This window comes from Stenotrophomonas sp. 01N47 (genome assembly GCF_056399165.1).
Map to the genome: position 1 here is coordinate 455,253 of NZ_JBFTQU010000002.1, position 22,190 is coordinate 477,442.

Sequence of the window (22,190 nt, forward strand, 5' to 3'; positions counted from 1 at the left end):
ATGGCGGGGGACGCTGCAAGTACGTCCCTGTAAGCTCGGTCGCGCCATCCCTGGCGCTCACGCCCCCGCCATCTGCCCCCTCCCCGCCTCCGACAATTTCCCTCCGCTGTTGGTGGGTGTCGACTCCCGCTGCTGTTGGTGGGTGTCGACCTTGGTCGACACGTAGATCCACGCCATGCGTGGATGCTCTTCGTTCACTTGTCGAAATATTCGATTCCGATGGATTTGATCCACGCAAAGCGCGGACAGACCTCCGTCACCGGAGATCTGTCGAAGGCGGGGTGGGTCCGGTTGCGGGGGTGTCCGCGGCATGGATGCCGCGGCCAAGCCCCCAGGGATGGGTTTACGGCGTCCCCCGCAACCGGACCCGCCCCGCCATCCCACGGAACCCCGCTGTTGCCGTTGCTGTTGCTGCTGAGGTTGCCGGCCAGCGGCCGGCACTACCGCGGGTGCAGGGTGCAGGGCGCAGCCCTGCCGAACACCCTGCCCTTCTAGAACGGAGTCGCAGACTCGAACGCGAGCGCCTCGCCTGTCACCGGATGAGTGAACTGCAGCTTCCGCGCATGCAGGCACACGCGCTGCGCTGCCTCTGCGCCATACAGCACGTCGCCGACAATCGGATGACCGAGGCTGGCCATGTGCAGGCGCAACTGATGGCTGCGGCCGGTGATCGGTTCCAGTTCAACGCGCGTGCGGTGCGCCTCGATGTCACGCGACAGCACGCGCCACCGGGTCAGTGCCGGCTTGCCGCGTTCGTGGTCGACCATCTGCTTGGGCCGGTTCGGCCAGTCGACGATCAGCGGCAGGTCCACTTCACCGGCACCATCTTCCAGCAACCCCTGCACGATGGCCTCATAACGCTTGCCCACCTGGCGCTTCTCGAACTGCATCGACAGCGCCACCTGCATGTCCTTGCCGCGCGCGTGCAGCAGCAGGCCAGAGGTGACCTGGTCCAGGCGATGCACGGTCAGCGCATCGGCATACACCGCCTGCAACCGTGCGACCACGCAGTCCTGGTTATCCGCCGAGCGGCCGGGCACGGACAGCAGGCCGGCCGGCTTCTCGGCCACCAGCAGCGCGTCGTCGATGTAATGCAGAGGGATCATGTCGTTGCCAGGTGCTCCATACGAAAACGGGGAAGCCGAAGCCTCCCCGTTTCATTTCAGGCAGTGCCGGCAAGCTGCCGGCACAGACCGCATCAACCCAGCAGGTGGGCGACGCCGGCGCGCTCTTCTTCCAGCTCGGCCAGGGTCTTGTCGATGTACTTCTGGCTGAAGTCGTCGACCGGCAGATCCTTGACCAGGGTGTACTCGCCGTTCTCGGTGGTGACCGCGAAGCCGAAGATCACGCCTTCCGGAATGCCGTAGGAACCGTCGGACGGCACGCCCATGGTGACCCACTTGCCGTTGCTGCCCAACACCCAGTCACGCACGTGGTCGATCGCTGCGTTGGCCGCCGAAGCTGCCGAGGACGAGCCGCGGGCTTCGATGATCGCCGCACCGCGCTTGCCGACGGTCGGGATGAAGGTGTTGGCGTTCCACTCCTGGTCGTTGATCGCATCGGCGATCGACGCACCGTCGGCGGTGGCGAAACGGTAATCCGGGTACATGGTCGGGCTGTGGTTGCCCCACACCACCAGCTTCTCCATGCCGGCGACCGGCTTGCCGAGCTTGGTCGACAGCTGGCTCAGCGCACGGTTGTGGTCCAGGCGCAGCATGGCGGTGAAGTTGCGCGGGTTCAGGTCCGGCGCCGACTTCATGGCGATGTAGGCGTTGGTGTTGGCCGGGTTGCCGACCACCAGCACCTTCACGTCACGCTTGGCGACCTTGTTCAGTGCGGCGCCCTGGGCGGTGAAGATCTTCGCGTTTTCCAGCAGCAGATCCTTGCGCTCCATGCCCGGGCCGCGCGGACGCGCGCCGACCAGCAGGGCGATGTCGGCGTCCTTGAAGGCGACTTCAGCGTCGTCGGTACCGACCATGCCGGCCAGCAGCGGGAACGCGCAGTCTTCCAGTTCCATCATCACGCCCTTCAGGGCGGCCTGGGCCTTGTCGACCGGCAGCTCCAGCAGCTGCAGGATGACCGGCTGGTCCTTGCCCAGCATTTCACCGGAGGCGATACGGAACAGCAGGGCGTAGCCGATCTGGCCGGCGGCGCCGGTCACGGCAACACGAACAGGTGCTTTCATGGGGATTTCCTCTGCTAAGAAGCTAAGTAGCGATGTGGGAGATGGCCGCACGGGCGGGGATGGGCCTGGCGGGGCGGCCGGAACGCAGAAACGGCCCCCTTCGCAGGGGGCCGTCCGGGTATTGGATCAGGCGGGAATGAGCTTGTTCCACTCACCCACGCGCTCAGCCTGGGCGGCGAGCAGAGCGTCGGTGTCGCCTTCCAGGGTGATCGAATGGATCACGTCGCCCTGCTTGACCGAATCGACGATCGCCTGGCCTTCCAGCACCTGGCCGAACACGGTGTGCTTGCCGTCCAGCCAATCGGTCTTGATGTGGGTGATGAAGAACTGGCTGCCATTGGTGTTCGGGCCGGCGTTGGCCATCGACAGCGAGCCGATCTGGTGCTTCACACCGTTCTTCTCGTCTTCGAACTTGTAGCCCGGGCCACCGGTGCCACGACCCTGCGGGCAACCGCCCTGGATCATGAAATCGGGGATCACGCGGTGGAAGATCAGGCCATCATAGAAGCCGCGCTTGACCAGGTTCACGAAGTTGGCGACCGTCAGCGGCGCCTTGTCGGCGAACAGCTCGACCTTGATCGGGCCCTGGGTGGTGTCGAAAGTGGCGATGAGGGACATGCAGATCCTTGGGATGCGGGGTGTGTAATCAGCCCCATAAGGATACACCTCCCCCGTGGCCCGGGCAGCTTCGACCATGGGCGCAGGCAGGCTCTTCAGCCCGCGGACGGGCAGCGCCGGGAGTCAGGCTGAATGGGGACTTCAGCAGTCCTGAAATCCAGGTTTTCGCCAATCGTCAAGTTCGACGTATAATGTTGGACTTCTTTTTCCAAATCCGGCGCCGACTGGCCCCCTTTCGTATGTCCATCGAAAATCTTCGCAACATCGCCATCGTCGCCCACGTCGACCATGGCAAGACCACCCTGGTCGACCAGCTGCTGAAGCAGTCCGGCACCCTGTCCGAGCGTACCGTCCTCGCCGAGCGCGTGATGGACAGCAACGACCAGGAAAAGGAACGCGGCATCACCATCCTGGCCAAGAACACCGCCATCACCTGGGAAGACAAGAAGACCGGTATCAAGAACCGGATCAACATCGTCGACACCCCCGGACACGCCGACTTCGGCGGCGAGGTCGAGCGCGTGCTGTCGATGGTCGACACCGTGCTGATCCTGGTCGACGCAATGGACGGCCCGATGCCGCAGACCCGCTTCGTCACCCAGAAGGCCTTCGCGATGGGCTTCAAGCCGATCGTCGTGGTCAACAAGGTCGACCGTCCGGGCTCGCGTCCGGAGTGGGTGATCGACCAGGTCTTCGACCTGTTCGACAAGCTCGGCGCCACCAATGAGCAGCTGGACTTCCCGATCGTCTACGCCTCGGCCCTGAACGGCTACGCCGGCCTGGAAGACAGCGTGCGCGACGGCGACATGACCCCGCTGTACGAAGCGATCATGCAGCACGCGCCGAGGCCGGAAGTGGACCCGGAAGGTCCGTTCCAGATGCGTATCAGCCAGCTGGACTACAACAACTTCGTGGGCGTGATCGGCATCGGCCGCATCCAGCGCGGCACCCTGAAGAAGGGCATGCAGGTCGCGGTGATCGACCGTGAAGGCAAGAAGCGCAACGGCAAGGTCGCGCAGGTGCTGGGCTTCCTGGGCCTGGAGCGCATCGAGCAGGACACCGCCGAGGCCGGCGACATCGTCGCCATCTCCGGCATTGCCGAGCTGACCATTTCCGACACTCTGTGCCACCCGGACACCCCGGAAGCACTGCCGGCGCTGACCGTCGATGAACCGACGATCTCGATGACCTTCCAGGTCAACAACTCGCCGTTCGCCGGCAACAAGGACCTGTCCGGTGGCAAGTTCCTGACCAGCCGCCAGATCAAGGACCGTCTGGACCGCGAGCAGGTCCACAACGTGGCCCTGAAGGTCGAACAGCTGGAAGACGCCGACAAGTTCCTGGTCTCCGGCCGTGGCGAACTGCACCTGTCGGTGCTGATCGAGAACATGCGTCGTGAAGGCTACGAGCTGGCCGTGTCGCGCCCGGAAGTGATCATCAAGCAGATCGACGGCCAGGCCATGGAGCCGATCGAGCAGCTGGTGGTGGACATTGAAGAAGTGCACCAGGGCGGCGTGATGGAAAAGCTGGGCACCCGCAAGGGCCAGCTGAAGAACATGGAATCGGACGGCAAGGGCCGTGTGCGTCTGGAATACCAGATCCCCGCCCGTGGCCTGATCGGCTTCCAGAACGAGTTCAAGACCCTCACCCAGGGTTCGGGCCTGCTGTTCCACGTGTTCGACCATTACGGCCCGAAGGAACAGGGCGCCATCGCCAAGCGCCAGAACGGCGTGATGATCGCCAATGCCCCGGGTACCACCCCCGCGTACTCGCTCGGCCCGCTGCAGGAACGCGGCAAGCTGTTCGCTGCTGAAGGCGACAACGTGTATGAAGGTCAGCTGGTCGGCATCCACTCCAAGGACAACGACCTGACCGTCAACGCGATCAAGACCAAGCCGCTGACCAACATGCGCGCTTCGGGCAAGGACGATGCGATCCAGCTGACCCCGGCGATCAAGTACTCGCTGGAGCAGGCCCTGGACTTCATCGAAGACGACGAGCTGGTCGAGATCACCCCGAAGGAGATCCGTCTGCGCAAGAAGTTCCTGACCGAAAGCGACCGCAAGAAGAACTCGCGCGGCGGCTGATCCAGCGAATCGTGAGCCAGAACGGCTACAACCCGGATCCGCATCGGCATCCGGGCCTCCATGTCATCGCCTTGCTCGAAGCGAGCAAGGCGATGCTGGCGTTGCTGGCGGCCACCGGGCTGGAAATCCTCGGCCCGCAACCGCTTCGCGACGGCGTCAATGCCCTGATCCGGCGTTTCAGTCTGGACCCGGATCACGGCACCCTGCCCTCGCTGTTGAATGCGATCAATCCCGACGCAGTGCACCTGGCCGCCGCAGCGATGATCGGCTACGGCCTGCTGCACCTGGTCGAAGCCTGGGGGTTGTGGAAAGCCAAGGCATGGGCCTCCTGGCTGGGCTGCCTGACCGCCTCCATCTACCTGCCCTTCGATATCTACGCGATCGTCCGCCATCCCGGCTGGGCCTCGTGGACGGTGCTGGCGATCAACCTGATCGTCGTCTACGTGCTGGCGCGCGACCTGCGCAAGCGCCGCCGCTGAGCAGCCGCTACACTGGGGATCGGAGCCGTCGAAGCTGCCCCATGCGCCTGTCCTTGCCGCCCCTCCTGACCTGTCTGATCGCCGCGCTGCCTGCGGTGTTTGCTGTTGGCTGCAGCCCGGCCACGCCCAGCGCCCACGCTGCCGAACCGGGTAGCAGCAACGTGCCCTTCGCCTACGCCGAGACCGAAGTCTCCGACCTGCAGGCACGCATGGTCGCCGGCGAACTGGACAGCACCACCCTCACCCACGCCTACCTCAAGCGCATCGCCACGCTGGACCGCGCCGGTCCGCGCCTGCGCGCAGTGATCGAGCTCAACCCCGATGCCCTGAAGGAAGCCGCCGAGCGTGATCGCGAGCGCCGTGCCGGGCGCCTGCGCGGACCGCTGCATGGCATCCCGATCCTGCTGAAGGACAACATCAACGCCGCGCCCATGGCTACCAGTGCCGGTTCGCTCGCCCTGCAGGGCTTCCGCCCCGGCGATGCCTACCTGGTCCGCCGCCTGCGCGAAGCGGGCGCAGTGGTGCTGGGCAAGACCAACCTCAGCGAGTGGGCCAACTTCCGCGGCAACGACTCGATCTCCGGCTGGAGCGCGCGCGGCGGCCAGACCCGCAATCCCTACCGCCTCAGTCATTCACCCTGCGGCTCCAGCAGCGGCAGCGCGGTGGCCGTGGCCGCCAACCTGGCCAGCGTGGCCATCGGCACTGAAACCGATGGCAGCATCGTCTGCCCCGCGGCGATCAACGGTGTGGTCGGCCTGAAACCGACCGTCGGCCTGGTCAGCCGCGAAGGCATCATCCCGATCTCCTTCAGCCAGGACACCGCGGGCCCGATGACCCGCAGCGTCGCCGACGCCGCCGCCGTGCTGACCGCCATCGCTGGCCGCGATGATGCCGACCCCGCCACCGCGACCATGCCCGGCCGGGCGGTCTACGACTACACCGCACGACTGGATCCGCAGGGCCTGCGCGGCAAGCGCATCGGCCTGCTGCAGACACCATTGCTGAAGTATCGAGGGATGCCACCGCTGGTTGAGCAGGCGGTCGCTGAGCTGCGCCGCGCCGGCGCCGTGGTGGTGCCGGTGGAACTGCCCAACCAGGGCGCCTGGGCCGATGCCGAACGCATCGTCCTGCTGTACGAATTCAAGGCGGGTCTGGAGCGTTATCTCAACACGTACCAGGCGCCACTGCGCAGTCTGGCCGGGCTGATCGCCTTCAACGAGGCACACAAGGGCCAGGAACTGGGCCTGTTCGGCCAGGAGCTGCTGCTGGAAGCCCAGGCGACCCCCGGCCTGGCCGATCCCGTCTACATCCGCGCGCGCAGCGATGCGCGGCGACTGGCGGGCCCGGAAGGCATCGACGCAGTGCTGGCATCGCAGAAGCTGGATGCGCTGGTCGCACCGACAACCGGTCTGGCCTGGCCCCTTCGCAGCACCGGCGATGACTTCCCCGGCGAGAGCTACAGTGTCGCCGCCGTCGCCGGCTACCCCAGCCTGAGCGTGCCGATGGGCCAGATCGATGGCCTGCCTGCGGGGCTGTTGTTCATGGGCACGGCCTGGAGCGAACCGAAGCTGATCGAGATGGCCTACGCGTACGAGCAGCGCACGCGCGCCCGACGCCCACCGCACTTCGATACCGATGCCTTGATCGAATCCGGCGACCCCTGACATCCGGAACTGCCGGCCAGCGGCCGGCACTACCGATCCGACGGCTCCACTGGCGCGATGGCCGCCTCACCATCCTCCGCACCCGGCGATCGCACATCGGCGCTGCCTGCACGCCGCATCCGCGGCATATCCAGCTCATCGTCGCGCTGCAGGCGCGCGCGTACCTGCGGCAGCGATTGCGGATGCTCGCGCGCGAGGAAATCCAGCATGCGTTCGCGCACCAGGCAGCGCAGGTCGAACGCATCACCGGAACTGCGCGCACTGACCAGCAACCGCACCTGGATCGCGCGCTCGCTGGTCTCGGTCACCTGGGTCACGCACACCCGTCCATCCCACAGCGGCTGGCCCTGGCAGATGCGTTCCAGCTCGGCACGTATCGCCGCGATCGGTGCACGGTAGTCCAACCAAAGGAACGCCGTGCCGAGCAGATCGGCACTGCGCCGCGTCCAGTTCTGGAACGGGTGCTCGATGAACCAGGTCAGCGGCACCACCATCCGCCGCTCATCCCAGATACGCACCACCACGTAGCTGCTGCCGATCTCTTCGATGCGTCCCCATTCGCCCTCGACGATCACCACGTCATCGAGCCGGATCGGCTGGGTCACCGCAATCTGCAGGCCCGCGATCAGATTGCCGAACACCGGTTTGGCGGCGATACCCGCCACCAGGCCGATCAAACCCGCCGACGCCAGCAGCGCGGTGCCGATCTTCTGCACCATCGGGAAGGTCAGCAGCACCAGCGAAGCACCGAGCACGATGATGCCGCCCATCAGCACGCGGCTGAGCACTCGCGTCTGGGTCTGGATGCGGCGCGCTTCGAGGTTGTCGGAGACATCGATAGGATGGCTGCGCAGGATCGCCCGCTCCCCCGCCGCCACCGCACGCACCAGCAACCAGATGAAGCAGGCGGTCAGGGCGATGTGCAGCACGCGCAGCAGTTGATCGAGCGTGTGTTCCGGCAATGGCGTGGCCTGCAGCGCCGGCACCAGCAACAGCAGGGGCAGTGCAAGAGCCAGCGGCGGTCCGATCACCCGGCCAATGCGCGCACGGCGCCGGTCACGCCCGCGCAGGCGACGGTACAGTGCCAGTACGACCCAAGCGCCCAGGCCACCGACCACCAAAGCGGTTCCGATCGGCCACAGATACTGCTGCAGGTGTTGCCATATCACTGCGCATTCTCGCTGTCTGCATCAAGGAGCCAGCGTGGCGCATGCACCATGAGCGCGATGTCAGCCGTTCGTAAGCAGAATGTAGGCGGGGGTGTTCGGCAGGGCTGCGCCCTGCACCCGCGGTAGTGCCGGCCGCTGGCCGGCAACCTCAACAACAACAGCAACGGTAACAGCAAAAGCCTGCACTCCTTGGGATGGCGGGGAGGGGACAGATGGAGGGGGACGCTGCAAGTACGTCCATGTAAGCTCGGTCGCGCCATCCATGGCGCTCACGCCCCCGCCATCTGTCCCCTCCCCGCCTCCGACAATTTCCCGCGATCTGTCGGAATGTCATGGCCCGCTCTTGGTGGGTGTCGACCTTGGTCGACACGTAGATCCACGCCATGCGTGGATGCTCTTCAAATTCAATTCGAAATATTCGATTCCGATGGAGATTCATCCACGCATGGCGTGAATCCAACAGACACCGGAAAACTGTCGAAGGCGGGGCGGTGTCGGAGTGCGGGGTGTCAGCCGCATGGGCCCGAGGCATGCCTCGGGCGGGTTGGGCAGGACGCCCAACCCCGGCCTTGCCGTGTGCGCAGGACAGCGCACACGAGCAAGCGGCTGCCAAGCCTACAGGGACGTACTTGCGGCGTCCCCGCAATCCGACACCGCCCCGCCAGACCACGGATAGCCCGCTTTTGACGTTGACGTTGCTCTGGCCTCGGCAGGTGCAGGGCGCAGCCCTGCCGAAACACCCTTACCGCACCTGCTCCTGCTTGCGCACGATCGCCATAGCAATCTCAAGCGACTGCTCGTAGTTCAATCGCGGATCGACGGTCGAACGATAGGCACGTTCCAGATCACGCTCGGTCAGCTCGCGCGCACCGCCGGTGCATTCGGTCACATCCTCACCGGTCAGTTCCAGGTGCACGCCCCCCAGGCGGGTGCCTGCGGCCGCGTGCAGGTCGAACGACATCTCGACCTCACCACGTACATTGTCGAAGCGCCGCGTCTTGAAGCCGTTGGCAGTGCTCTCGGTATTGCCATGCATCGCATCGCACACCCACAGCACGCGGCGACCATCGCGCTTGACCGCATCCAGCAGCGGCGGCAGCTTCTGCGCGATCTGCGCCGCGCCCATGCGATGGATGAAGCTCAGGCGGCCCGGTTCGTCATCTGGATTGAGCACGTCGATCAGGCGCAGCAACTGGTCGGGCGTTACCGACGGTCCGACCTTGATCGCGATCGGATTGCGCACGCCACGCAGGTACTCCACGTGTGCGCCATCCAGCGCGGCGGTACGCATGCCGATCCACGGATAGTGCGTGCTCAGGTTCAACCAGCCCTGCTGGCGCGGCACCTGCCGGGTCAGCGCCTGCTCGTAGGGCAGCAGCAGCGCTTCATGCGAGGTGTAGAAATCGATGCGGTTGAGGTTGTGCACGCGGGCCCCGGCCAGGGTCTCCATGAAGTGCACGGCATCGCCGATCGAGGCGACCATCTTCTGGTACTCAGCGGCCAACGGCGAGTGGCTTACCCATTCCAGATTCCAGTATTCGGGATGGTGCAGGTCGGCGAAGCCGCCATCGATCAGCGCACGCACGAAGTTCATCGTCATCGCCGAATGCGCGTGGGCCTGCAGCATCCGCTTCGGATCGGGCAGCCGCGCCGCCTCGGTGAAGGCCGGCGCATTGATGACATCGCCGCGGTAGCTGGGCAGGGTCACGCCGTCGCGGGTCTCGGTATCGGCCGAGCGCGGCTTGGCGTACTGGCCGGCGAAACGGCCGACGCGGATCACCGGCTGGCGCAGGCCGTGCACGAGCACCAGGCTCATCTGCAGCAGCACCTTCAACCGGTTGGAGATCGTGCCCGATTCGCAGTCGCTGAAATTCTCCGCGCAGTCGCCGCCCTGCAACAGGAAACGCTTGCCTTCCTGGGCGTCGGCCAGCTGCTGCTTCAGCGCCAGGATCTCCCACGAGGTCACCAGCGGCGGCAGCCGCTTCAGCTCGTGCAACGCGGCATCCAGTGCCACCGGATCGGGATAGGTCGGCATCTGCAGCGCGGTCTTGCCCCGCCAGCTCTCCGGTGACCAGGCGGCGCCAGCAGCGATGGCGGCAGGATCGGGGGCGGGCGGAACGGCGGACAGGCTCATTACGGACATCCGGGGTGGGGGGCGGTCATGGTCGCAGAGCCAGCCGCTGGCGCAAAGGGCCGGGCCCGGTCATGACTGCCTGAACGGTGTGGAAAGGGGCCGTGTGATCGGCCAGAAACGGCATGGTCGCCATCGCCGGACAGGCGCATGATCGGCACGCAGTTGTTACGGAGTAACACTCCCTCATGGACCGGCCCCCTCCCCTTCCCTGCCCATTTCCCATGAAGCCCTCCCTGCTCACCACCGCCATCACATTCGCCCTGATCCTCACCAGCCAACCCGTGCTTGCCGCCGACACTGATGCCAGCGCGGCTGCGGTCAAGGACCTCGACGTAGTCACCGTCAGTGCTCAGCTCGACCAGGCCCGCAACGCCCTGTCACCGGACATCGGCAGCAGCCAGTACCAGATCACCGCCGAGGACATCCAGAAGCAGCCGCTGGGCGCCTCCGCCCCGCTCAGCCAGGTGCTGCTGCAGGCCCCGGGCGTGGTCCAGGACTCCTACGGCGGCGTGCACGTGCGCGGCGACCACGCCAACCTGCAGTACCGCATCAACGGCGTACTGCTGCCCGAATCGATCTCCGGCTTCGGCCAGACCCTGGATGCGCGCACCATCAAGAGCATCCGCCTGATGGATGGTGCGCTGCCGGCGCAGTTCGGTGAACGCACCGCCGCGGTGGTCGATATCACCACCCGCAGTGGCGCCGAGCTGGGCAACGGCGGCAGCGCTGGCATCACCGCCGGTTCGTTCGGCAAGGTCAACCCGAACGCCTCCTGGTGGGGCAATCAGGGCCGCTGGAGCTGGTTCCTGACCGGCAACTACGACCAGAACGAGGTCGGGCTGGAGAACCCCACCAGCGCACGCAGGCCGCTGCATGACGACACCCACCAGGGGAAGGCCTTTGCCGACCTGACCTATCTGGTCAACGACAGCACCCGCCTGAGCGTGTTCGCCGGCTTTGCCAACAACCGCTTCCAGATCCCGGTCAACCCGGGGCAGACCCCGCAGTTCGGCTACCTGGACACCACCACCTTCGATTCCAGCCAGCTGGACGAAACCCAGCGCGAGACCACCCGCTTCGGCATGCTGGTGCTGCAGGGCACGCTCGGCCAGACCGCGTACCAGCTCTCGGCCGGCCAGCGCTACAGCGATGTGGCCTTCAATCCGGACGTCGTGGGCGACCTGGTGTTCAGCGGCGTCGCCTCGCAGGTCCGGCGCAGCAACCGCGCCAACACCCTGCAGGCCGATTTCTCCACCCCCCTGGGCGATAACCACACCCTGCGTTATGGCCTGTATGGCAACTACGAACACGCCACCGCCAACAACAGCAGCTGGGTGTTCCCGGTCGACGCCGACGGCCAGCAGACGAGCACCACGCCACGGCTGATCCCGGACCGCAATGCCTTCCACGCCAGCACCGCAGCCCTGTACGTGCAGGACGAGTGGCGGATCGGTGATGACTGGACCGTCAACTACGGCCTGCGCGGCGACCGCTTCAAGGCATTCGGTCACACCGAGGGCCAGCTCAGCCCACGCCTGGGCGTGGTCTGGAACGCCAGCGACAGCACCACCGTGCACGCCGGCTATTCGCGCTACTTCACCCCGCCTGCCAGTGAGTTGGTTGCCGGCAGCGATCTGGCCCTGTTCGATGGCACCAGCAACCAGCAACCGGCCGGTGGCAGCACCACGCCGTTGTCCGAGCGCAGCGACTATTACGACATCGGCGTGTCACAGCAGGTCGGCGACCACCTCACCCTCGGCCTGGATGCCTACGACCGACGCGTGCACCGCCTGCAGGACGAAGGCCAGTTCGGCGCCGCCTACATCTATTCCACCTTCAATTATCGTCGCGGGCACATCCACGGCCTGGAGTTCAGCGCCGACTACAGCAACGGGCCGATCAGCGCGTACTTCAACGCGGCCTACAACAAGGCCATGGGCACCCAGGTCATCACCAGCCAGTACAACCTCGATCCGGATGCACTGGCCTACGTACAGCAGAACTGGATCCATCTGGACCACGACCAGAAGCTGACGTCTTCCGGCGGCGTCAGCTATGCATTCGCTGGCCACAATCGGGTCGGTGCGAACTACGTGTACGGCAGCGGCCTGCGTTCGGACATGGAGGGTGTGCCCAATGGCGGCGAACTACCGTCGTACCTGCAGGTCAATCTCAGCGCCGCGCATGACTTCAACGCCGACAGCGGTCATCCGCTGCATGTGCAACTGGCGGTGATCAACGCGCTGGATCGCAGCTACCAGCTGCGCGATGGCGGCGGCATCGGCGTGTTCGCACCGCAGTGGGGGCCGCGTCGCGGCGCCTATCTGAGCCTGCAGCAGGACTTCTGAGGTAGTGCCGGCCGCTGGCCGGCATTGCACGGGACTGCATCGCCCCCAGGGGGTTGCCGGCCAGCGGCCGGCACTACCGGAACTCAACCGCCCCTGGGGTTGCCGGCCMGCGGCCGGCACTACCGGAACTCAACCGCCCCTGGGATTGCTGGCCAGCGGCCGGCACTACCGGAACTCAACCGCCCCTGGGATTGCCGGCCAGCGGCCGGCACTACCGGAACGCAGTAGAGCCACGCCATGCGTGGCTCCGGACTGGCTCAGTGCTTGACCTTGCGCAGCGACACCACCAGCGCCCACAGGGCCAGCAGCACGAACCACACGCCCGACCACATCGGCATGGTCAGGCCAAGGAACGTCCAGTCGATGTTGCCGCAGTTGCCGGTGCCGGTCAGCACGGTGCGGAACACTTCCAGCGGCCCCATGGTCTCGCGCAGGAAGGCCAGCGGCGGGCCACAGGTCGCCCCCATTTCCGGCGGCAGCATCTGCACGTAGACATGGCGTGCGGCGATGCCCACGCCCACGGCTGCAGCGATGAAAGCGAGGATGCCGTAGGTCGCCCGCCCCGGACGGTTGGACGGCCCATGCAGGGCGCCGATCAGGAACAGCAGGCCCAGGGCCGCGAACGCCAGGCGCTGGAAGATGCACAGCGGACACGGCTCCAGCCCCATCTTCAGCTGCAGGAAAATGGCGTAACCCAGCAGGCCCGCGCAGATCAGGAAGCCCAACAGGAACTGGGCACGGAAAGGCCAGCGCAGAGGATTCATCGGCAACGCTCGTGTAGTACGGACCGCAAGCGTAACCGAGAGTGCGCGCCGTTCGAACCGCCACAACGTCGCGCCCGTCGGAACACGCCGGCGCGCGCGCCGCAACATGCGGGATCAACCACGCCCGGCGTGGATCTCCATCCGTCGCCCAGAAACGGAAAAACCCGGCACGAGGCCGGGTTCTTCACCGAATGACGGGTGTCGCGCGTCGATTACTCTTCGACGGCTTCAGCCACGACCGGACGGTCAACCAGTTCGACGTAGGCCATCGGCGCGTTGTCGCCGGCGCGGAAGCCGCACTTCAGCAGGCGCAGGTAGCCGCCCGGACGGTTCGCGTAGCGCGGGCCCAGGATGGTGAACAGGTTGCCGACGGCTTCGTTGTCGCGCAGGCGGGCGAAGGCCAGACGACGGTTGGCGACGGAGTCGACCTTGGCCAGGGTGATCAGCGGCTCGGCGACGCGGCGCAGTTCCTTGGCCTTCGGCAGGGTGGTCTTGATCAGCTCGTGCTTGAACAGCGAGGCGGCCATGTTCTTGAACATCGCTTCGCGGTGGGCGCTGGTACGGCTGAACTTACGGCCGGATTTCTGGTGACGCATGGTGATATTCCTTGGTTAATGATGTGGCTTTGCGGATCGTTGTCGCCTTCCTGGCGCTGCTGCTCGGACTGCGGTTGGTCCTGGCCATCCGTCCTGGACGACCTGCCCGCGAACCTTCGTTCGTCGTGGCGGTATTGCCTTGATGCAATGACCCCGTCGTTGCCGACGGGGCCATGCAGTCTTGCAGAAAGGCTATATCAGCCCAGCATGCCGTGGCTGGCGACGCCGGCCGGCGGCCAGTTCTCCAGCTTCATGCCGAGCGACAGGCCACGCTGGGCCAGCACTTCCTTGATCTCGGTGAGCGACTTCTTACCCAGGTTCGGGGTCTTCAGCAGCTCGACTTCGGTCTTCTGGATCAGATCGCCGATGTAGTAGATGCTCTCGGCCTTGAGGCAGTTGGCCGAACGCACGGTCAGCTCCAGATCGTCGATCGGGCGCAGCAGCACCGGATCCACGCCGTTGTTGGCCGGCTTCGCCGCACCGCGGTCGCGGTGGGTGAAGTCACCGAACACCGACAGCTGATCGCTGAGGATGTCGGCAGCGGTACGCACTGCTTCTTCGGCGTCGATGGTGCCGTTGGTCTCGATATCGATGACCAGCTTGTCCAGGTCGGTGCGCTGTTCGACACGAGCCGCTTCCACGGCATAGGCGACACGGCGGACCGGCGAGAACGAGGCATCCAGGACCAGACGGCCGATGGCACGGGTTTCTTCGTCCGGACGACGACGCGCAGCTGCCGGCTGATAGCCGAAACCACGCTCGATCTTCAGACGCATGTTCACTGCCGTGTCCTTGGTCAGGTGGCAGATCACGTGGTCGCCGTTCAAGATCTCCACATTGTGGTCGACCTTGATGTCGGCAGCAGTGACAACGCCCGGACCCTGCTTGGACAGGGACAGAGTCGCGTTGTCGCCAGAGTGCATACGGATGGCCACGTCCTTCAGGTTCAGCAGGACTTCCAGCACGTCCTCCTGCAGACCTTCGACCGTGGTGTACTCGTGCAACACGCCGTCGATCTCGACTTCCGTGATGGCGAAGCCCGGGATGGACGACAGCAGCACGCGACGCAGGGCATTACCCAGCGTATGCCCGTAACCCCGCTCCAAAGGTTCGATAACGACCTTTGCACGGGTGTCGGTAATGCGTTCGATCTGCGGACCGCGAGGACGCAGAACCTGGTTGGCGGTAACCGTCATGTTGCGGGTTCTCCTAGTGAACCCCCGGCCGTCGCCGGGGGCTCTCCAATGTGAATTACTTCGAATACAGCTCGACGATCAGCGCTTCGTTGATGTCCGCAGGCAGATCCGAACGATCCGGAACAGCCTTGAAGATGCCGGAGAACTTGCCGGAATCCACTTCAACCCACGACGGGCTCAGGTCATGCTGGGCGGCGACGGTCAGGGCTTCCTGGACGCGCAGCTGCTTGGCAGCCTTTTCAGACAGGGCGATGGCGTCGCCAGCCTTGACCTGGTACGAGGCCAGGTTGACCGACTTGCCATTCACGGTGACGCCGCGGTGCGACACCAGCTGACGGGCAGCCGGACGGGTCACGGCGAAGCCCATGCGGTAGACAACGTTGTCCAGGCGGGTTTCCAGCAGCTGCAGGAGGTTCTCGCCGGTGTTGCCCTTCTTGGTCGAGGCCTTCTTGTAGTAGTTGCGGAACTGACGCTCCAGCAGACCGTAGATACGCTTGACCTTCTGCTTTTCACGCAGCTGGGTAGCGTAGTCGGACAGCTTGCCCTTGCGGGCAGTGGCGCCATGCTGGCCGGGCTTCTGCTCCAACTTGCACTTGGAGTCCAGCGCACGCGCTGGGCTCTTCAGGGACAGGTCGGCGCCTTCGCGACGGGCGAGCTTACAGGTAGGACCGATATAACGAGCCATTTCTTATCGCTCCCTTTAGACGCGACGCTTCTTCGGCGGACGGCACCCGTTGTGCGGGATAGGCGTCACGTCGATGATGTTGGTGATCTTGTAGCCGACGTTGTTCAACGAACGCACGGCCGACTCACGGCCCGGACCCGGACCCTTGATGCGGACTTCCAGCGACTTCACGCCGTAGTCCAGCGCAGCACGACCGGCCTTTTCGGCAGCCACCTGGGCTGCGAACGGGGTCGACTTGCGCGAACCGCGGAAGCCAGCGCCACCGGAGGTCGCCCACGACAGAGCATTGCCCTGACGGTCGGTGATGGTCACGATGGTGTTGTTGAACGAAGCGTGGACGTGGGCAACGCCGTCGGTGACGACGCGCTTGATCTTCTTCTTGGTCTTAGCAGCAGGCTTAGCCATTTATATGTCCCTTACTTCCTGATCGCCTTGCGCGGGCCCTTGCGGGTGCGGGCGTTGGTACGGGTGCGCTGGCCACGCAGCGGCAGACCGCGACGGTGACGCAGGCCGCGGTAGCAGCCCAGGTCCATCAGGCGCTTGATCGCGATACCGATTTCACGGCGCAGATCGCCTTCCACGATGTACTTGCCGACTTCGGCGCGCAGGCGCTCGATTTCCGGCTCCGACAGATCGCGGATCTTGGTGGTCGAAGTGACGCCTGCGACTTCGCAGACCTTCTTCGAACGGGTACGGCCGATGCCGTAAATGCTTTGCAACCCGACCCAGACATGCTTCTGGGCTGGCAGGTTGACGCCTGCAATACGCGCCATGACGCGGTTCTCCAGCTGAGTGATGGCCGACAGCGCGCTCAAGGCACGCCGATCCGGCAGGATGGATCAAAAAAGTGAACCAGTGATACTAACAAGGTTCCGGTTTACTTGGAAGCCCGTGAAACCAGAGGTTTCATGAACCCGGCCCGGGGAGTGTGCCCAGGCTCCGGCGCCGGATGGGGTTGGACCTGGAGTTGCCTCCCGGGCCGCCCGCGCTACTCCAGCGCGGGACCACCTCATCACACCCCCACCCGGAACCGCTGCGGGGGCCGCCCTTCGTTTGTGTGGCCAGAGTCCGCGAAGCGGAGGACCATCACGTCAGGAAGACGAAAGTATAACAGGCTAATCAGCCGCGAGCAAAACCACCGCGGTTGCCGCCCTTCAGGTTGGCCTTCTTCAGCAGGCTCTCGTACTGGTGGGACATCAGGTGCGCCTGCACCTGGGCGATGAAGTCCATCACCACCACCACCACGATCAACAGCGAAGTACCGCCGAAATAGAACGAGGCGTTCAGCTGCGTGCGCATCAGTTCCGGCAGCAGGCAGACGATCACCAGGTAAGCCGAACCGGCAGCAGTCAGTCGGGTCAACACGCCGTCGATGTAGTCGGCGGTGGCCTTGCCCGGACGGATACCCGGAATCAGCGCGCCCGACTTCTTCAGGTTGTCGGCGGTTTCCTGCGAGTTGAACACCAGCGCGGTGTAGAAGAACGCGAAACCGGTGATCAGCGCGGCGAAGACGATCATGTGCAGCGGCTCGCCCGGACCCAGGGCATTGGCGACCTTCTGCAGGGTCTGGCCAAAGGTGCTCTGGTTGGCAGCCTGACCCGACCACATGGCCAGGGTGGCCGGGAAGGCCAGCAGGCTCGAGGCGAAGATCGCCGGGATGACGCCGGCCATGTTCAGCTTCAGCGGCAGGAACGAGGTCTGGTTCATGTACGCGTTGCGACCGCCCTGGCGGCGCGCGTAGTTCACCGTGATCCGGCGCTGGCCGCGTTCGACGAACACCACGAAGAAGGTGAAGGCGAGCACGACGATGGCGATCAGCAGCAGCTGGATGAACTGGATGTTGCCGTCGCGGTAGGCGTCGAAGGTGTGGATGACCGCACCCGGCAGGCCCGCCACGATACCGGCGAAGATGATCAGCGAAACGCCGTTGCCGATGCCGCGCTCGGTCACCTGCTCACCAACCCACATCAGGAACATGGTGCCGGCGGTCAGTGCGACCACGGCAGTGAGCACGAAGCCCATGCCCGGCATGTACACGACCGGTGCGCCGGTCGGCGACACCTGGCCCTGCAGCGCCAGCGCGATCGAACCACCCTGCACCACTGCGAGCAGCACAGCGCCGATGCGCGAATACTGGGTGATCTTGCGGCGGCCGGACTCACCTTCCTTCTGCATCGCCTTCAAGGCGGGGAAGATGTGCACAGCCAGCTGCATCACGATCGATGCCGAGATGTACGGCATCACGTTCAGCGCGAAAATGCTGAAACGGTGCAGGGCGCCGCCCGAGAACATGTTGAACATGTCCACGATGCCGCCGCCCTGCTGTTGCATCATGGCAAGCATGGCATCGGGATTGACGCCCGGCACCGGCACGTAGCAGCCAATGCGATAGACGATCAAAGCCCCGACGACGAACAGCAAACGTTGGCGAAGTTCAGTGAACTTGCCCATTCCGCCCGCGAGGTTACCGATGCCAGCTTGCGCCATGATTCTCTTACTCCGTTACGCTGCCGCCGGCAGCTTCGATCGCAGCCTTGGCACCGGCCGTGGCAGCAACACCCTTCAGGGTGAACGCCTTGGTCACTTCGCCCTTGACGACGACCTTGGCCTTCTTGGCAGTGCTCGGGACCAGCTTGGCAGCACGCAGGACAGCGAAGTCGATCTCGCCGGCCGGCAGCTTGTCCAGCTGGTACAGCAGCACTTCAGCGGTGTCCTTGGCGATCGGCGAACGGAAGCCGATCTTCGGCAGACGACGCTGCATGGGGGTCTGGCCGCCTTCGAAGCCAGCCTTGATCTTGCCGCCACCCTTACGGGCGAACGAACCCTTGTGGCCGCGGCCGCAGGTCTTGCCCAGGCCGGAGCCGATACCGCGACCGACGCGGGTACGCTCTTTACGAGCGCCCGGTGCCGGGCTCAATTCATTCAGATGCATGGTCATTGGATTATTCCTCAACCTTGACGAGGTAGTGGACCTTGTTGATCAGACCGCGAACCTGCGGGCTGTCCTTCAGTTCACGCACATCGTTGAGCTTGCCCAGACCCAGCGCACGCACCGACAGGCGATGACGCGCCTGGGCACCACGCAGGCCGCGAACCAGACGGACCTTGACGGTCTTGTTGGTTTCATTAGCCATGGTTGAGATCCTCCACCTTCTTGCCGCGCTTGGCCGCGATGCGAGCCGGCGACTGCGCTGCAGTCAGGCCCTTCACGGTGGCACGCACCAGGTTGATCGGGTTGCGCGAACCGGTGGCCTTGGCCAGCACGTTCTTCACGCCCACTGCTTCCAGCACGGCGCGCATGGCACCACCGGCAATGACGCCGGTACCTTCGGAAGCCGGCTGCATGAACACGCGCGCTGCGCCGTGACCATCCTTGATGGTGTGCCACAGGGTGCCGTTGTTCAGATCGACGGTGACCTGGTTCTTGCGAGCCTGCTCCATCGACTTCTGGATGGCGACCGGCACTTCGCGCGCCTTGCCATAACCGAAACCGACCTTGCCTTCGCCGTCGCCGACAACAGTCAGGGCGGTGAAGGTGAACTGACGGCCACCCTTGACGGTCTTGCTGACGCGATTGACCGCGACCAGCTTTTCGATCATGCCGTCGTCGACTTTCTCTTCGCGGTTACGGTCGCGATCGCGACCCCGCTGCTGACGTTCTTCTGCCATGTTTATTCCTTGGTTGTTGGGTTATGTACGGCTCGAGGCCGCTTATGGTTGTGGAGTGGTGCGTTGTTGCGGTGGGCCGCTACAGAAGAGCGGCGCCGCCCAGCCTCACTCAGGCTGGCGAGCAGGCGGGCATGAGGGCCGGAGCCCCTTGCCCTGATCCCTTAGAACTGCAGGCCGGCTTCGCGGGCTGCGTCAGCCAGGGCCTTGATGCGGCCGTGGTAACGGTAACCCGAACGATCGAAGGCAACCTTCTCGACGCCGGCGGCCTTGGCGCGCTCAGCGACGATGCGGCCAACCTTGGCGGCGGCATCAGCGTTCTTGCCGTTCTTCAGGCCTTCCTTGATGTCGGCCTGGGTGGTGTTGGCAGCAGCCAGCACCTTCGAGCCGTCAGCGGTGAAGACCTGCGCGTACAGGTGCTGGCCGGTGCGCAGCACCGACAGGCGGGCAACACCGAGCACACGGATGTGGGCACGGGTCGACTTGGCGCGACGCAGGCGGGCGATGTTCTTGTTCATGATCTTTTTCCCTGGAAAGCGGAAGGTCCTAATTAGGCCTTCTTGGCTTCCTTGCGAATGATGACTTCGTCGGAGTACTTCACGCCCTTGCCCTTGTACGGCTCCGGCTTGCGGAACGCACGGATCTTGGCGGCAGCTTCACCGACGGCCTGCTTGTCAGCGCCCTGCACCAGGATTTCAGTCTGGGTCGGGGTGGTGATGGTGATGCCTTCCGGCGCCACGAACACGATCGGGTGCGAGTAGCCCAGCGACAGGCTGAGGTCCTTGCCCTGCATCGCAGCACGGTAACCCACGCCGACCAGCTCAAGCTTGCGCTCGAAGCCTTCGGAAACACCCTTGACCATGTTGGACAGGATGGCGCGGACGGTACCGGTCAGCGGGATCAGTTCCACGTTGTCGGTGCTCAGGGTGGCAACGCCGTTTTCGACATTGATGTTGATACCAGCCGGCTTGGCCAGCGACAGGGTGCCCTTCGGGCCCTTGGCGATGACGTTGTCGTTCTGGACGTTCAGTTCAACCTTACCCAGGTCGATCGGCTTCTTGGCTACACGGGACATGGTCTACTCCTTTCGCCTTAGGCCACGAAGCACAGGACTTCGCCGCCGACGCCCAACTGGCGCGCCTGCGCATCAGTCATGATGCCCTTGGAAGTGGAAATGATGGAAATGCCCAGGCCGTTCATGACCTTCGGCAGTTCGCTCTTGCCGCGGTACTGGCGCAGGCCCGAACGCGAGAAGCGCTTCAGGGTCGCGATGACCGGCTTGCCTTCGAAATACTTCAGCACGATTTCCAGCTCGGACTTGTTGTTCTCGAGCGCGGTCACGCGCAGGTCGGCGATGTAACCCTCGTCCTTCAGGACCTGGGCGATCGCAACCTTGATCTTGGACGACGGGGCTTTCACCGTCTGCTTGCCAACCGCTGCCGCATTCTTGATGCGGACCAGCAGGTCGGCGATGGGATCAGTCATGCTCATATGAGTACCTTTGAGTGCACCGATATCCGCTTTCGCGAAAATCTGTTGTCTCCTGGAAACGGGCCAGGCCCCTCCCCCTACGCGTTGCGCAGAGCAAGACGCGGGAGTATACGCCAAAAGAGCCCGACTTGCGTCGGGCTCTTCGGTTTTTTGCAGAGGGAAAACTGAACGCCTCCCCTCCCCGGCTGCGAAGCTCCCCGGGGGGAGCCCTCGCTGGCAGGACCGGCTGGGGTTACCAGCTGGCCTTGCGCAGGCCCGGAACGTCGCCACGCATGGTGGCTTCACGCAGCTTGTTGCGACCCAGGCCGAACTTGCTGTACACGCCACGCGGGCGGCCAGACAGTTCGCAACGGTTGCGGTGGCGGCTCGGCGACGAATCGCGCGGCAGCTTCGACAACTTGGTGGCGGCCTCGATCTTCTCTTCGTAGCTCGCGTCCGGGGAGGACACGATCTTCTTCAGAGCAGCACGCTTGACAGCGAACTTTTCAGCCAGCTTCTTCCGCTTGATGTCGCGGTTGACCATGGAGGTCTTTGCCATTTCGGTTTCCTCGACGAATCAGTTACGGAACGGGAACTTGAACGCTGCCAGCAGCGCCTTCGCTTCCGCGTCGGTCTTCGCAGTGGTGGTGATGGCGATATCCATACCGCGGATCGCGTCGACAGCGTCGAAGTCGATTTCCGGGAAGATGATCTGTTCCTTCACACCCATGTTGAAGTTGCCGCGACCGTCGAAGGAACGACCGGAAACACCACGGAAGTCGCGCACGCGCGGCAGCGAGATGTTGATCAGGCGGTCCAGGAACTCGTACATCTTGTGGCGACGCAGCGTGGTCTTGCAGCCGATCGGCCAACCATCACGGATCTTGAACGATGCCACCGAGATACGCGACTTGGTGACGATCGGCTTCTGGCCCGAGATCTTGGTCATGTCGCCAACGGCGTTTTCCAGGATCTTCTTGTTGGTGGCCGCTTCGCCGACACCCATGTTCAGGGTGACTTTGACCAGCTTCGGCACCTGCATGGAATTGGTGTAACCGAACTGCTTCATCAGCGCCGGCACCACTTCTTCCTTGTAAAACTTTTCGAGACGGGAAGTCATCTTCTCATT

At 64.5% G+C, this 22,190-nt stretch carries 24 protein-coding genes; 4 read left to right on the top strand and 20 right to left on the bottom strand.

All coding sequences use genetic code 11. From position 1 onward, the window contains the following. Window positions 1-491: 491 nt before the first annotated feature. The 3 genes from AC1DKR_RS06075 to AC1DKR_RS06085 form a co-directional block, all read right to left on the bottom strand. Complete coding sequence (locus tag AC1DKR_RS06075; protein WP_478031778.1) at window positions 492-1,106, bottom strand: RluA family pseudouridine synthase; 615 nt, start codon at window positions 1,104-1,106, stop codon at window positions 492-494. A gap of 92 nt (window positions 1,107-1,198) precedes the next feature. Further along, window positions 1,199-2,185, bottom strand: a complete 987-nt coding sequence (locus AC1DKR_RS06080; RefSeq protein WP_025879435.1) for a malate dehydrogenase — start codon at window positions 2,183-2,185, stop codon at window positions 1,199-1,201. A gap of 126 nt (window positions 2,186-2,311) precedes the next feature. Continuing rightward, entirely contained in the window at window positions 2,312-2,803 is a 492-nt protein-coding gene (locus AC1DKR_RS06085; protein ID WP_089239021.1) for a peptidylprolyl isomerase, read from the bottom strand. 239 nt (window positions 2,804-3,042) lie between these two features. Here AC1DKR_RS06085 and typA point away from each other — a divergent pair, with 239 nt between their 5' ends. The 3 genes from typA to AC1DKR_RS06100 are packed head-to-tail and all read left to right on the top strand — an operon-like array spanning window position 3,043 to window position 7,033. Next, window positions 3,043-4,890, top strand: a complete 1,848-nt coding sequence (typA, locus tag AC1DKR_RS06090; RefSeq protein WP_312106273.1) for a translational GTPase TypA — start codon at window positions 3,043-3,045, stop codon at window positions 4,888-4,890. 11 nt (window positions 4,891-4,901) lie between these two features. Next, on the top strand, window positions 4,902-5,369 hold the full coding sequence (locus AC1DKR_RS06095; RefSeq protein ID WP_312106276.1) for a DUF2127 domain-containing protein: 468 nt from the start codon (window positions 4,902-4,904) through the stop codon (window positions 5,367-5,369). Between the two features lie 41 nt (window positions 5,370-5,410). Continuing rightward, on the top strand, window positions 5,411-7,033 hold the full coding sequence (locus AC1DKR_RS06100; RefSeq protein ID WP_312106278.1) for an amidase: 1,623 nt from the start codon (window positions 5,411-5,413) through the stop codon (window positions 7,031-7,033). 29 nt (window positions 7,034-7,062) lie between these two features. Here the strand turns inward: AC1DKR_RS06100 and AC1DKR_RS06105 are convergent, their stop codons facing one another. After that, window positions 7,063-8,202 (bottom strand): mechanosensitive ion channel family protein, encoded by a 1,140-nt coding sequence (locus AC1DKR_RS06105; RefSeq protein ID WP_478031786.1) that lies wholly within the window; start codon window positions 8,200-8,202, stop codon window positions 7,063-7,065. A gap of 742 nt (window positions 8,203-8,944) precedes the next feature. Continuing rightward, window positions 8,945-10,336: a class II 3-deoxy-7-phosphoheptulonate synthase gene (locus AC1DKR_RS06110; RefSeq protein WP_025879324.1), complete on the bottom strand. Its 1,392-nt coding sequence runs from the start codon at window positions 10,334-10,336 to the stop codon at window positions 8,945-8,947. Between the two features lie 221 nt (window positions 10,337-10,557). Between AC1DKR_RS06110 and AC1DKR_RS06115 the strand changes: the two genes are divergently transcribed. Then, on the top strand, window positions 10,558-12,684 hold the full coding sequence (locus AC1DKR_RS06115; protein ID WP_312106286.1) for a TonB-dependent receptor: 2,127 nt from the start codon (window positions 10,558-10,560) through the stop codon (window positions 12,682-12,684). A 257-nt stretch (window positions 12,685-12,941) separates the two neighbouring features. Here the strand turns inward: AC1DKR_RS06115 and AC1DKR_RS06120 are convergent, their stop codons facing one another. The 15 genes from AC1DKR_RS06120 to rplE form a co-directional block, all read right to left on the bottom strand. Next, complete coding sequence (locus AC1DKR_RS06120) at window positions 12,942-13,448, bottom strand: disulfide bond formation protein B (RefSeq protein ID WP_025879322.1); 507 nt, start codon at window positions 13,446-13,448, stop codon at window positions 12,942-12,944. Window positions 13,449-13,660: 212 nt separating this feature from the next. Continuing rightward, window positions 13,661-14,044 (bottom strand): 50S ribosomal protein L17, encoded by a 384-nt coding sequence (rplQ, locus tag AC1DKR_RS06125; protein WP_025879321.1) that lies wholly within the window; start codon window positions 14,042-14,044, stop codon window positions 13,661-13,663. Between the two features lie 197 nt (window positions 14,045-14,241). Next, entirely contained in the window at window positions 14,242-15,240 is a 999-nt protein-coding gene (locus AC1DKR_RS06130) for a DNA-directed RNA polymerase subunit alpha (protein WP_025879320.1), read from the bottom strand. A gap of 55 nt (window positions 15,241-15,295) precedes the next feature. Continuing rightward, entirely contained in the window at window positions 15,296-15,925 is a 630-nt protein-coding gene (gene rpsD / locus AC1DKR_RS06135; RefSeq protein ID WP_025879319.1) for a 30S ribosomal protein S4, read from the bottom strand. A gap of 15 nt (window positions 15,926-15,940) precedes the next feature. Beyond that, window positions 15,941-16,330 carry a 30S ribosomal protein S11 gene (gene rpsK, locus AC1DKR_RS06140; RefSeq protein WP_004145443.1) on the bottom strand — a complete coding sequence of 130 codons (390 nt, stop codon included), beginning with the start codon at window positions 16,328-16,330 and terminating at the stop codon, window positions 15,941-15,943. Window positions 16,331-16,341: 11 nt separating this feature from the next. Then, entirely contained in the window at window positions 16,342-16,698 is a 357-nt protein-coding gene (gene rpsM / locus AC1DKR_RS06145; RefSeq protein ID WP_025879318.1) for a 30S ribosomal protein S13, read from the bottom strand. A 346-nt stretch (window positions 16,699-17,044) separates the two neighbouring features. After that, window positions 17,045-18,412: a preprotein translocase subunit SecY gene (gene secY, locus AC1DKR_RS06150; RefSeq protein ID WP_025879317.1), complete on the bottom strand. Its 1,368-nt coding sequence runs from the start codon at window positions 18,410-18,412 to the stop codon at window positions 17,045-17,047. A 7-nt stretch (window positions 18,413-18,419) separates the two neighbouring features. Then, a complete protein-coding gene (gene rplO / locus AC1DKR_RS06155; RefSeq protein WP_025879316.1) occupies window positions 18,420-18,863 on the bottom strand; it encodes a 50S ribosomal protein L15 in 444 nt (147 codons plus the stop codon). Window positions 18,864-18,867: 4 nt separating this feature from the next. After that, window positions 18,868-19,059, bottom strand: coding sequence for a 50S ribosomal protein L30 (gene rpmD / locus AC1DKR_RS06160; RefSeq protein WP_025879315.1), 192 nt, complete (start codon window positions 19,057-19,059; stop codon window positions 18,868-18,870). Beyond that, entirely contained in the window at window positions 19,052-19,594 is a 543-nt protein-coding gene (gene rpsE, locus AC1DKR_RS06165; protein WP_025879314.1) for a 30S ribosomal protein S5, read from the bottom strand. Before rpsE ends, rpmD begins: the two co-directional genes overlap by 8 nt. A gap of 161 nt (window positions 19,595-19,755) precedes the next feature. After that, window positions 19,756-20,109: a 50S ribosomal protein L18 gene (gene rplR, locus AC1DKR_RS06170; RefSeq protein ID WP_025879313.1), complete on the bottom strand. Its 354-nt coding sequence runs from the start codon at window positions 20,107-20,109 to the stop codon at window positions 19,756-19,758. Window positions 20,110-20,141: 32 nt separating this feature from the next. Further along, complete coding sequence (gene rplF, locus AC1DKR_RS06175) at window positions 20,142-20,666, bottom strand: 50S ribosomal protein L6 (protein WP_099782946.1); 525 nt, start codon at window positions 20,664-20,666, stop codon at window positions 20,142-20,144. A gap of 17 nt (window positions 20,667-20,683) precedes the next feature. Beyond that, complete coding sequence (gene rpsH / locus AC1DKR_RS06180) at window positions 20,684-21,082, bottom strand: 30S ribosomal protein S8 (protein ID WP_025879311.1); 399 nt, start codon at window positions 21,080-21,082, stop codon at window positions 20,684-20,686. 232 nt (window positions 21,083-21,314) lie between these two features. Beyond that, window positions 21,315-21,620, bottom strand: coding sequence for a 30S ribosomal protein S14 (gene rpsN / locus AC1DKR_RS06185; RefSeq protein ID WP_032977438.1), 306 nt, complete (start codon window positions 21,618-21,620; stop codon window positions 21,315-21,317). An 18-nt stretch (window positions 21,621-21,638) separates the two neighbouring features. Beyond that, complete coding sequence (gene rplE / locus AC1DKR_RS06190; RefSeq protein ID WP_025879309.1) at window positions 21,639-22,181, bottom strand: 50S ribosomal protein L5; 543 nt, start codon at window positions 22,179-22,181, stop codon at window positions 21,639-21,641. Between the last annotated feature and the right edge of the window lie 9 nt (window positions 22,182-22,190).

Excerpts from the sequence above, each read along its gene's own strand:
- AC1DKR_RS06120 (WP_025879322.1), bottom strand. The coding sequence starts at position 13,448 with ATGAATCCTCTGCGCTGGCCTTTCCGTGCCCAGTTCCTGTTGGGCTTC.
- rpsN (WP_032977438.1), bottom strand. The coding sequence starts at position 21,620 with ATGGCAAAGACCTCCATGGTCAACCGCGACATCAAGCGGAAGAAGCTG.
- rpsK (WP_004145443.1), bottom strand. The coding sequence starts at position 16,330 with ATGGCTAAGCCTGCTGCTAAGACCAAGAAGAAGATCAAGCGCGTCGTC.
- rpsM (WP_025879318.1), bottom strand. The coding sequence starts at position 16,698 with ATGGCGCGTATTGCAGGCGTCAACCTGCCAGCCCAGAAGCATGTCTGG.
- AC1DKR_RS06130 (WP_025879320.1), bottom strand. The coding sequence starts at position 15,240 with ATGACGGTTACCGCCAACCAGGTTCTGCGTCCTCGCGGTCCGCAGATC.
- rplR (WP_025879313.1), bottom strand. The coding sequence starts at position 20,109 with ATGAACAAGAACATCGCCCGCCTGCGTCGCGCCAAGTCGACCCGTGCC.
- secY (WP_025879317.1), bottom strand. The coding sequence starts at position 18,412 with ATGGCGCAAGCTGGCATCGGTAACCTCGCGGGCGGAATGGGCAAGTTC.
- AC1DKR_RS06110 (WP_025879324.1), bottom strand. The coding sequence starts at position 10,336 with ATGAGCCTGTCCGCCGTTCCGCCCGCCCCCGATCCTGCCGCCATCGCT.
- rplE (WP_025879309.1), bottom strand. The coding sequence starts at position 22,181 with ATGACTTCCCGTCTCGAAAAGTTTTACAAGGAAGAAGTGGTGCCGGCG.
- AC1DKR_RS06100 (WP_312106278.1), top strand. The coding sequence starts at position 5,411 with ATGCGCCTGTCCTTGCCGCCCCTCCTGACCTGTCTGATCGCCGCGCTG.
- rplO (WP_025879316.1), bottom strand. The coding sequence starts at position 18,863 with ATGACCATGCATCTGAATGAATTGAGCCCGGCACCGGGCGCTCGTAAA.
- typA (WP_312106273.1), top strand. The coding sequence starts at position 3,043 with ATGTCCATCGAAAATCTTCGCAACATCGCCATCGTCGCCCACGTCGAC.
- rpsH (WP_025879311.1), bottom strand. The coding sequence starts at position 21,082 with ATGAGCATGACTGATCCCATCGCCGACCTGCTGGTCCGCATCAAGAAT.
- AC1DKR_RS06115 (WP_312106286.1), top strand. The coding sequence starts at position 10,558 with ATGAAGCCCTCCCTGCTCACCACCGCCATCACATTCGCCCTGATCCTC.
- AC1DKR_RS06075 (WP_478031778.1), bottom strand. The coding sequence starts at position 1,106 with ATGATCCCTCTGCATTACATCGACGACGCGCTGCTGGTGGCCGAGAAG.
- rpmD (WP_025879315.1), bottom strand. The coding sequence starts at position 19,059 with ATGGCTAATGAAACCAACAAGACCGTCAAGGTCCGTCTGGTTCGCGGC.
- rplQ (WP_025879321.1), bottom strand. The coding sequence starts at position 14,044 with ATGCGTCACCAGAAATCCGGCCGTAAGTTCAGCCGTACCAGCGCCCAC.
- AC1DKR_RS06085 (WP_089239021.1), bottom strand. The coding sequence starts at position 2,803 with ATGTCCCTCATCGCCACTTTCGACACCACCCAGGGCCCGATCAAGGTC.
- AC1DKR_RS06080 (WP_025879435.1), bottom strand. The coding sequence starts at position 2,185 with ATGAAAGCACCTGTTCGTGTTGCCGTGACCGGCGCCGCCGGCCAGATC.
- rplF (WP_099782946.1), bottom strand. The coding sequence starts at position 20,666 with ATGTCCCGTGTAGCCAAGAAGCCGATCGACCTGGGTAAGGTTGAACTG.
- rpsE (WP_025879314.1), bottom strand. The coding sequence starts at position 19,594 with ATGGCAGAAGAACGTCAGCAGCGGGGTCGCGATCGCGACCGTAACCGC.
- rpsD (WP_025879319.1), bottom strand. The coding sequence starts at position 15,925 with ATGGCTCGTTATATCGGTCCTACCTGTAAGCTCGCCCGTCGCGAAGGC.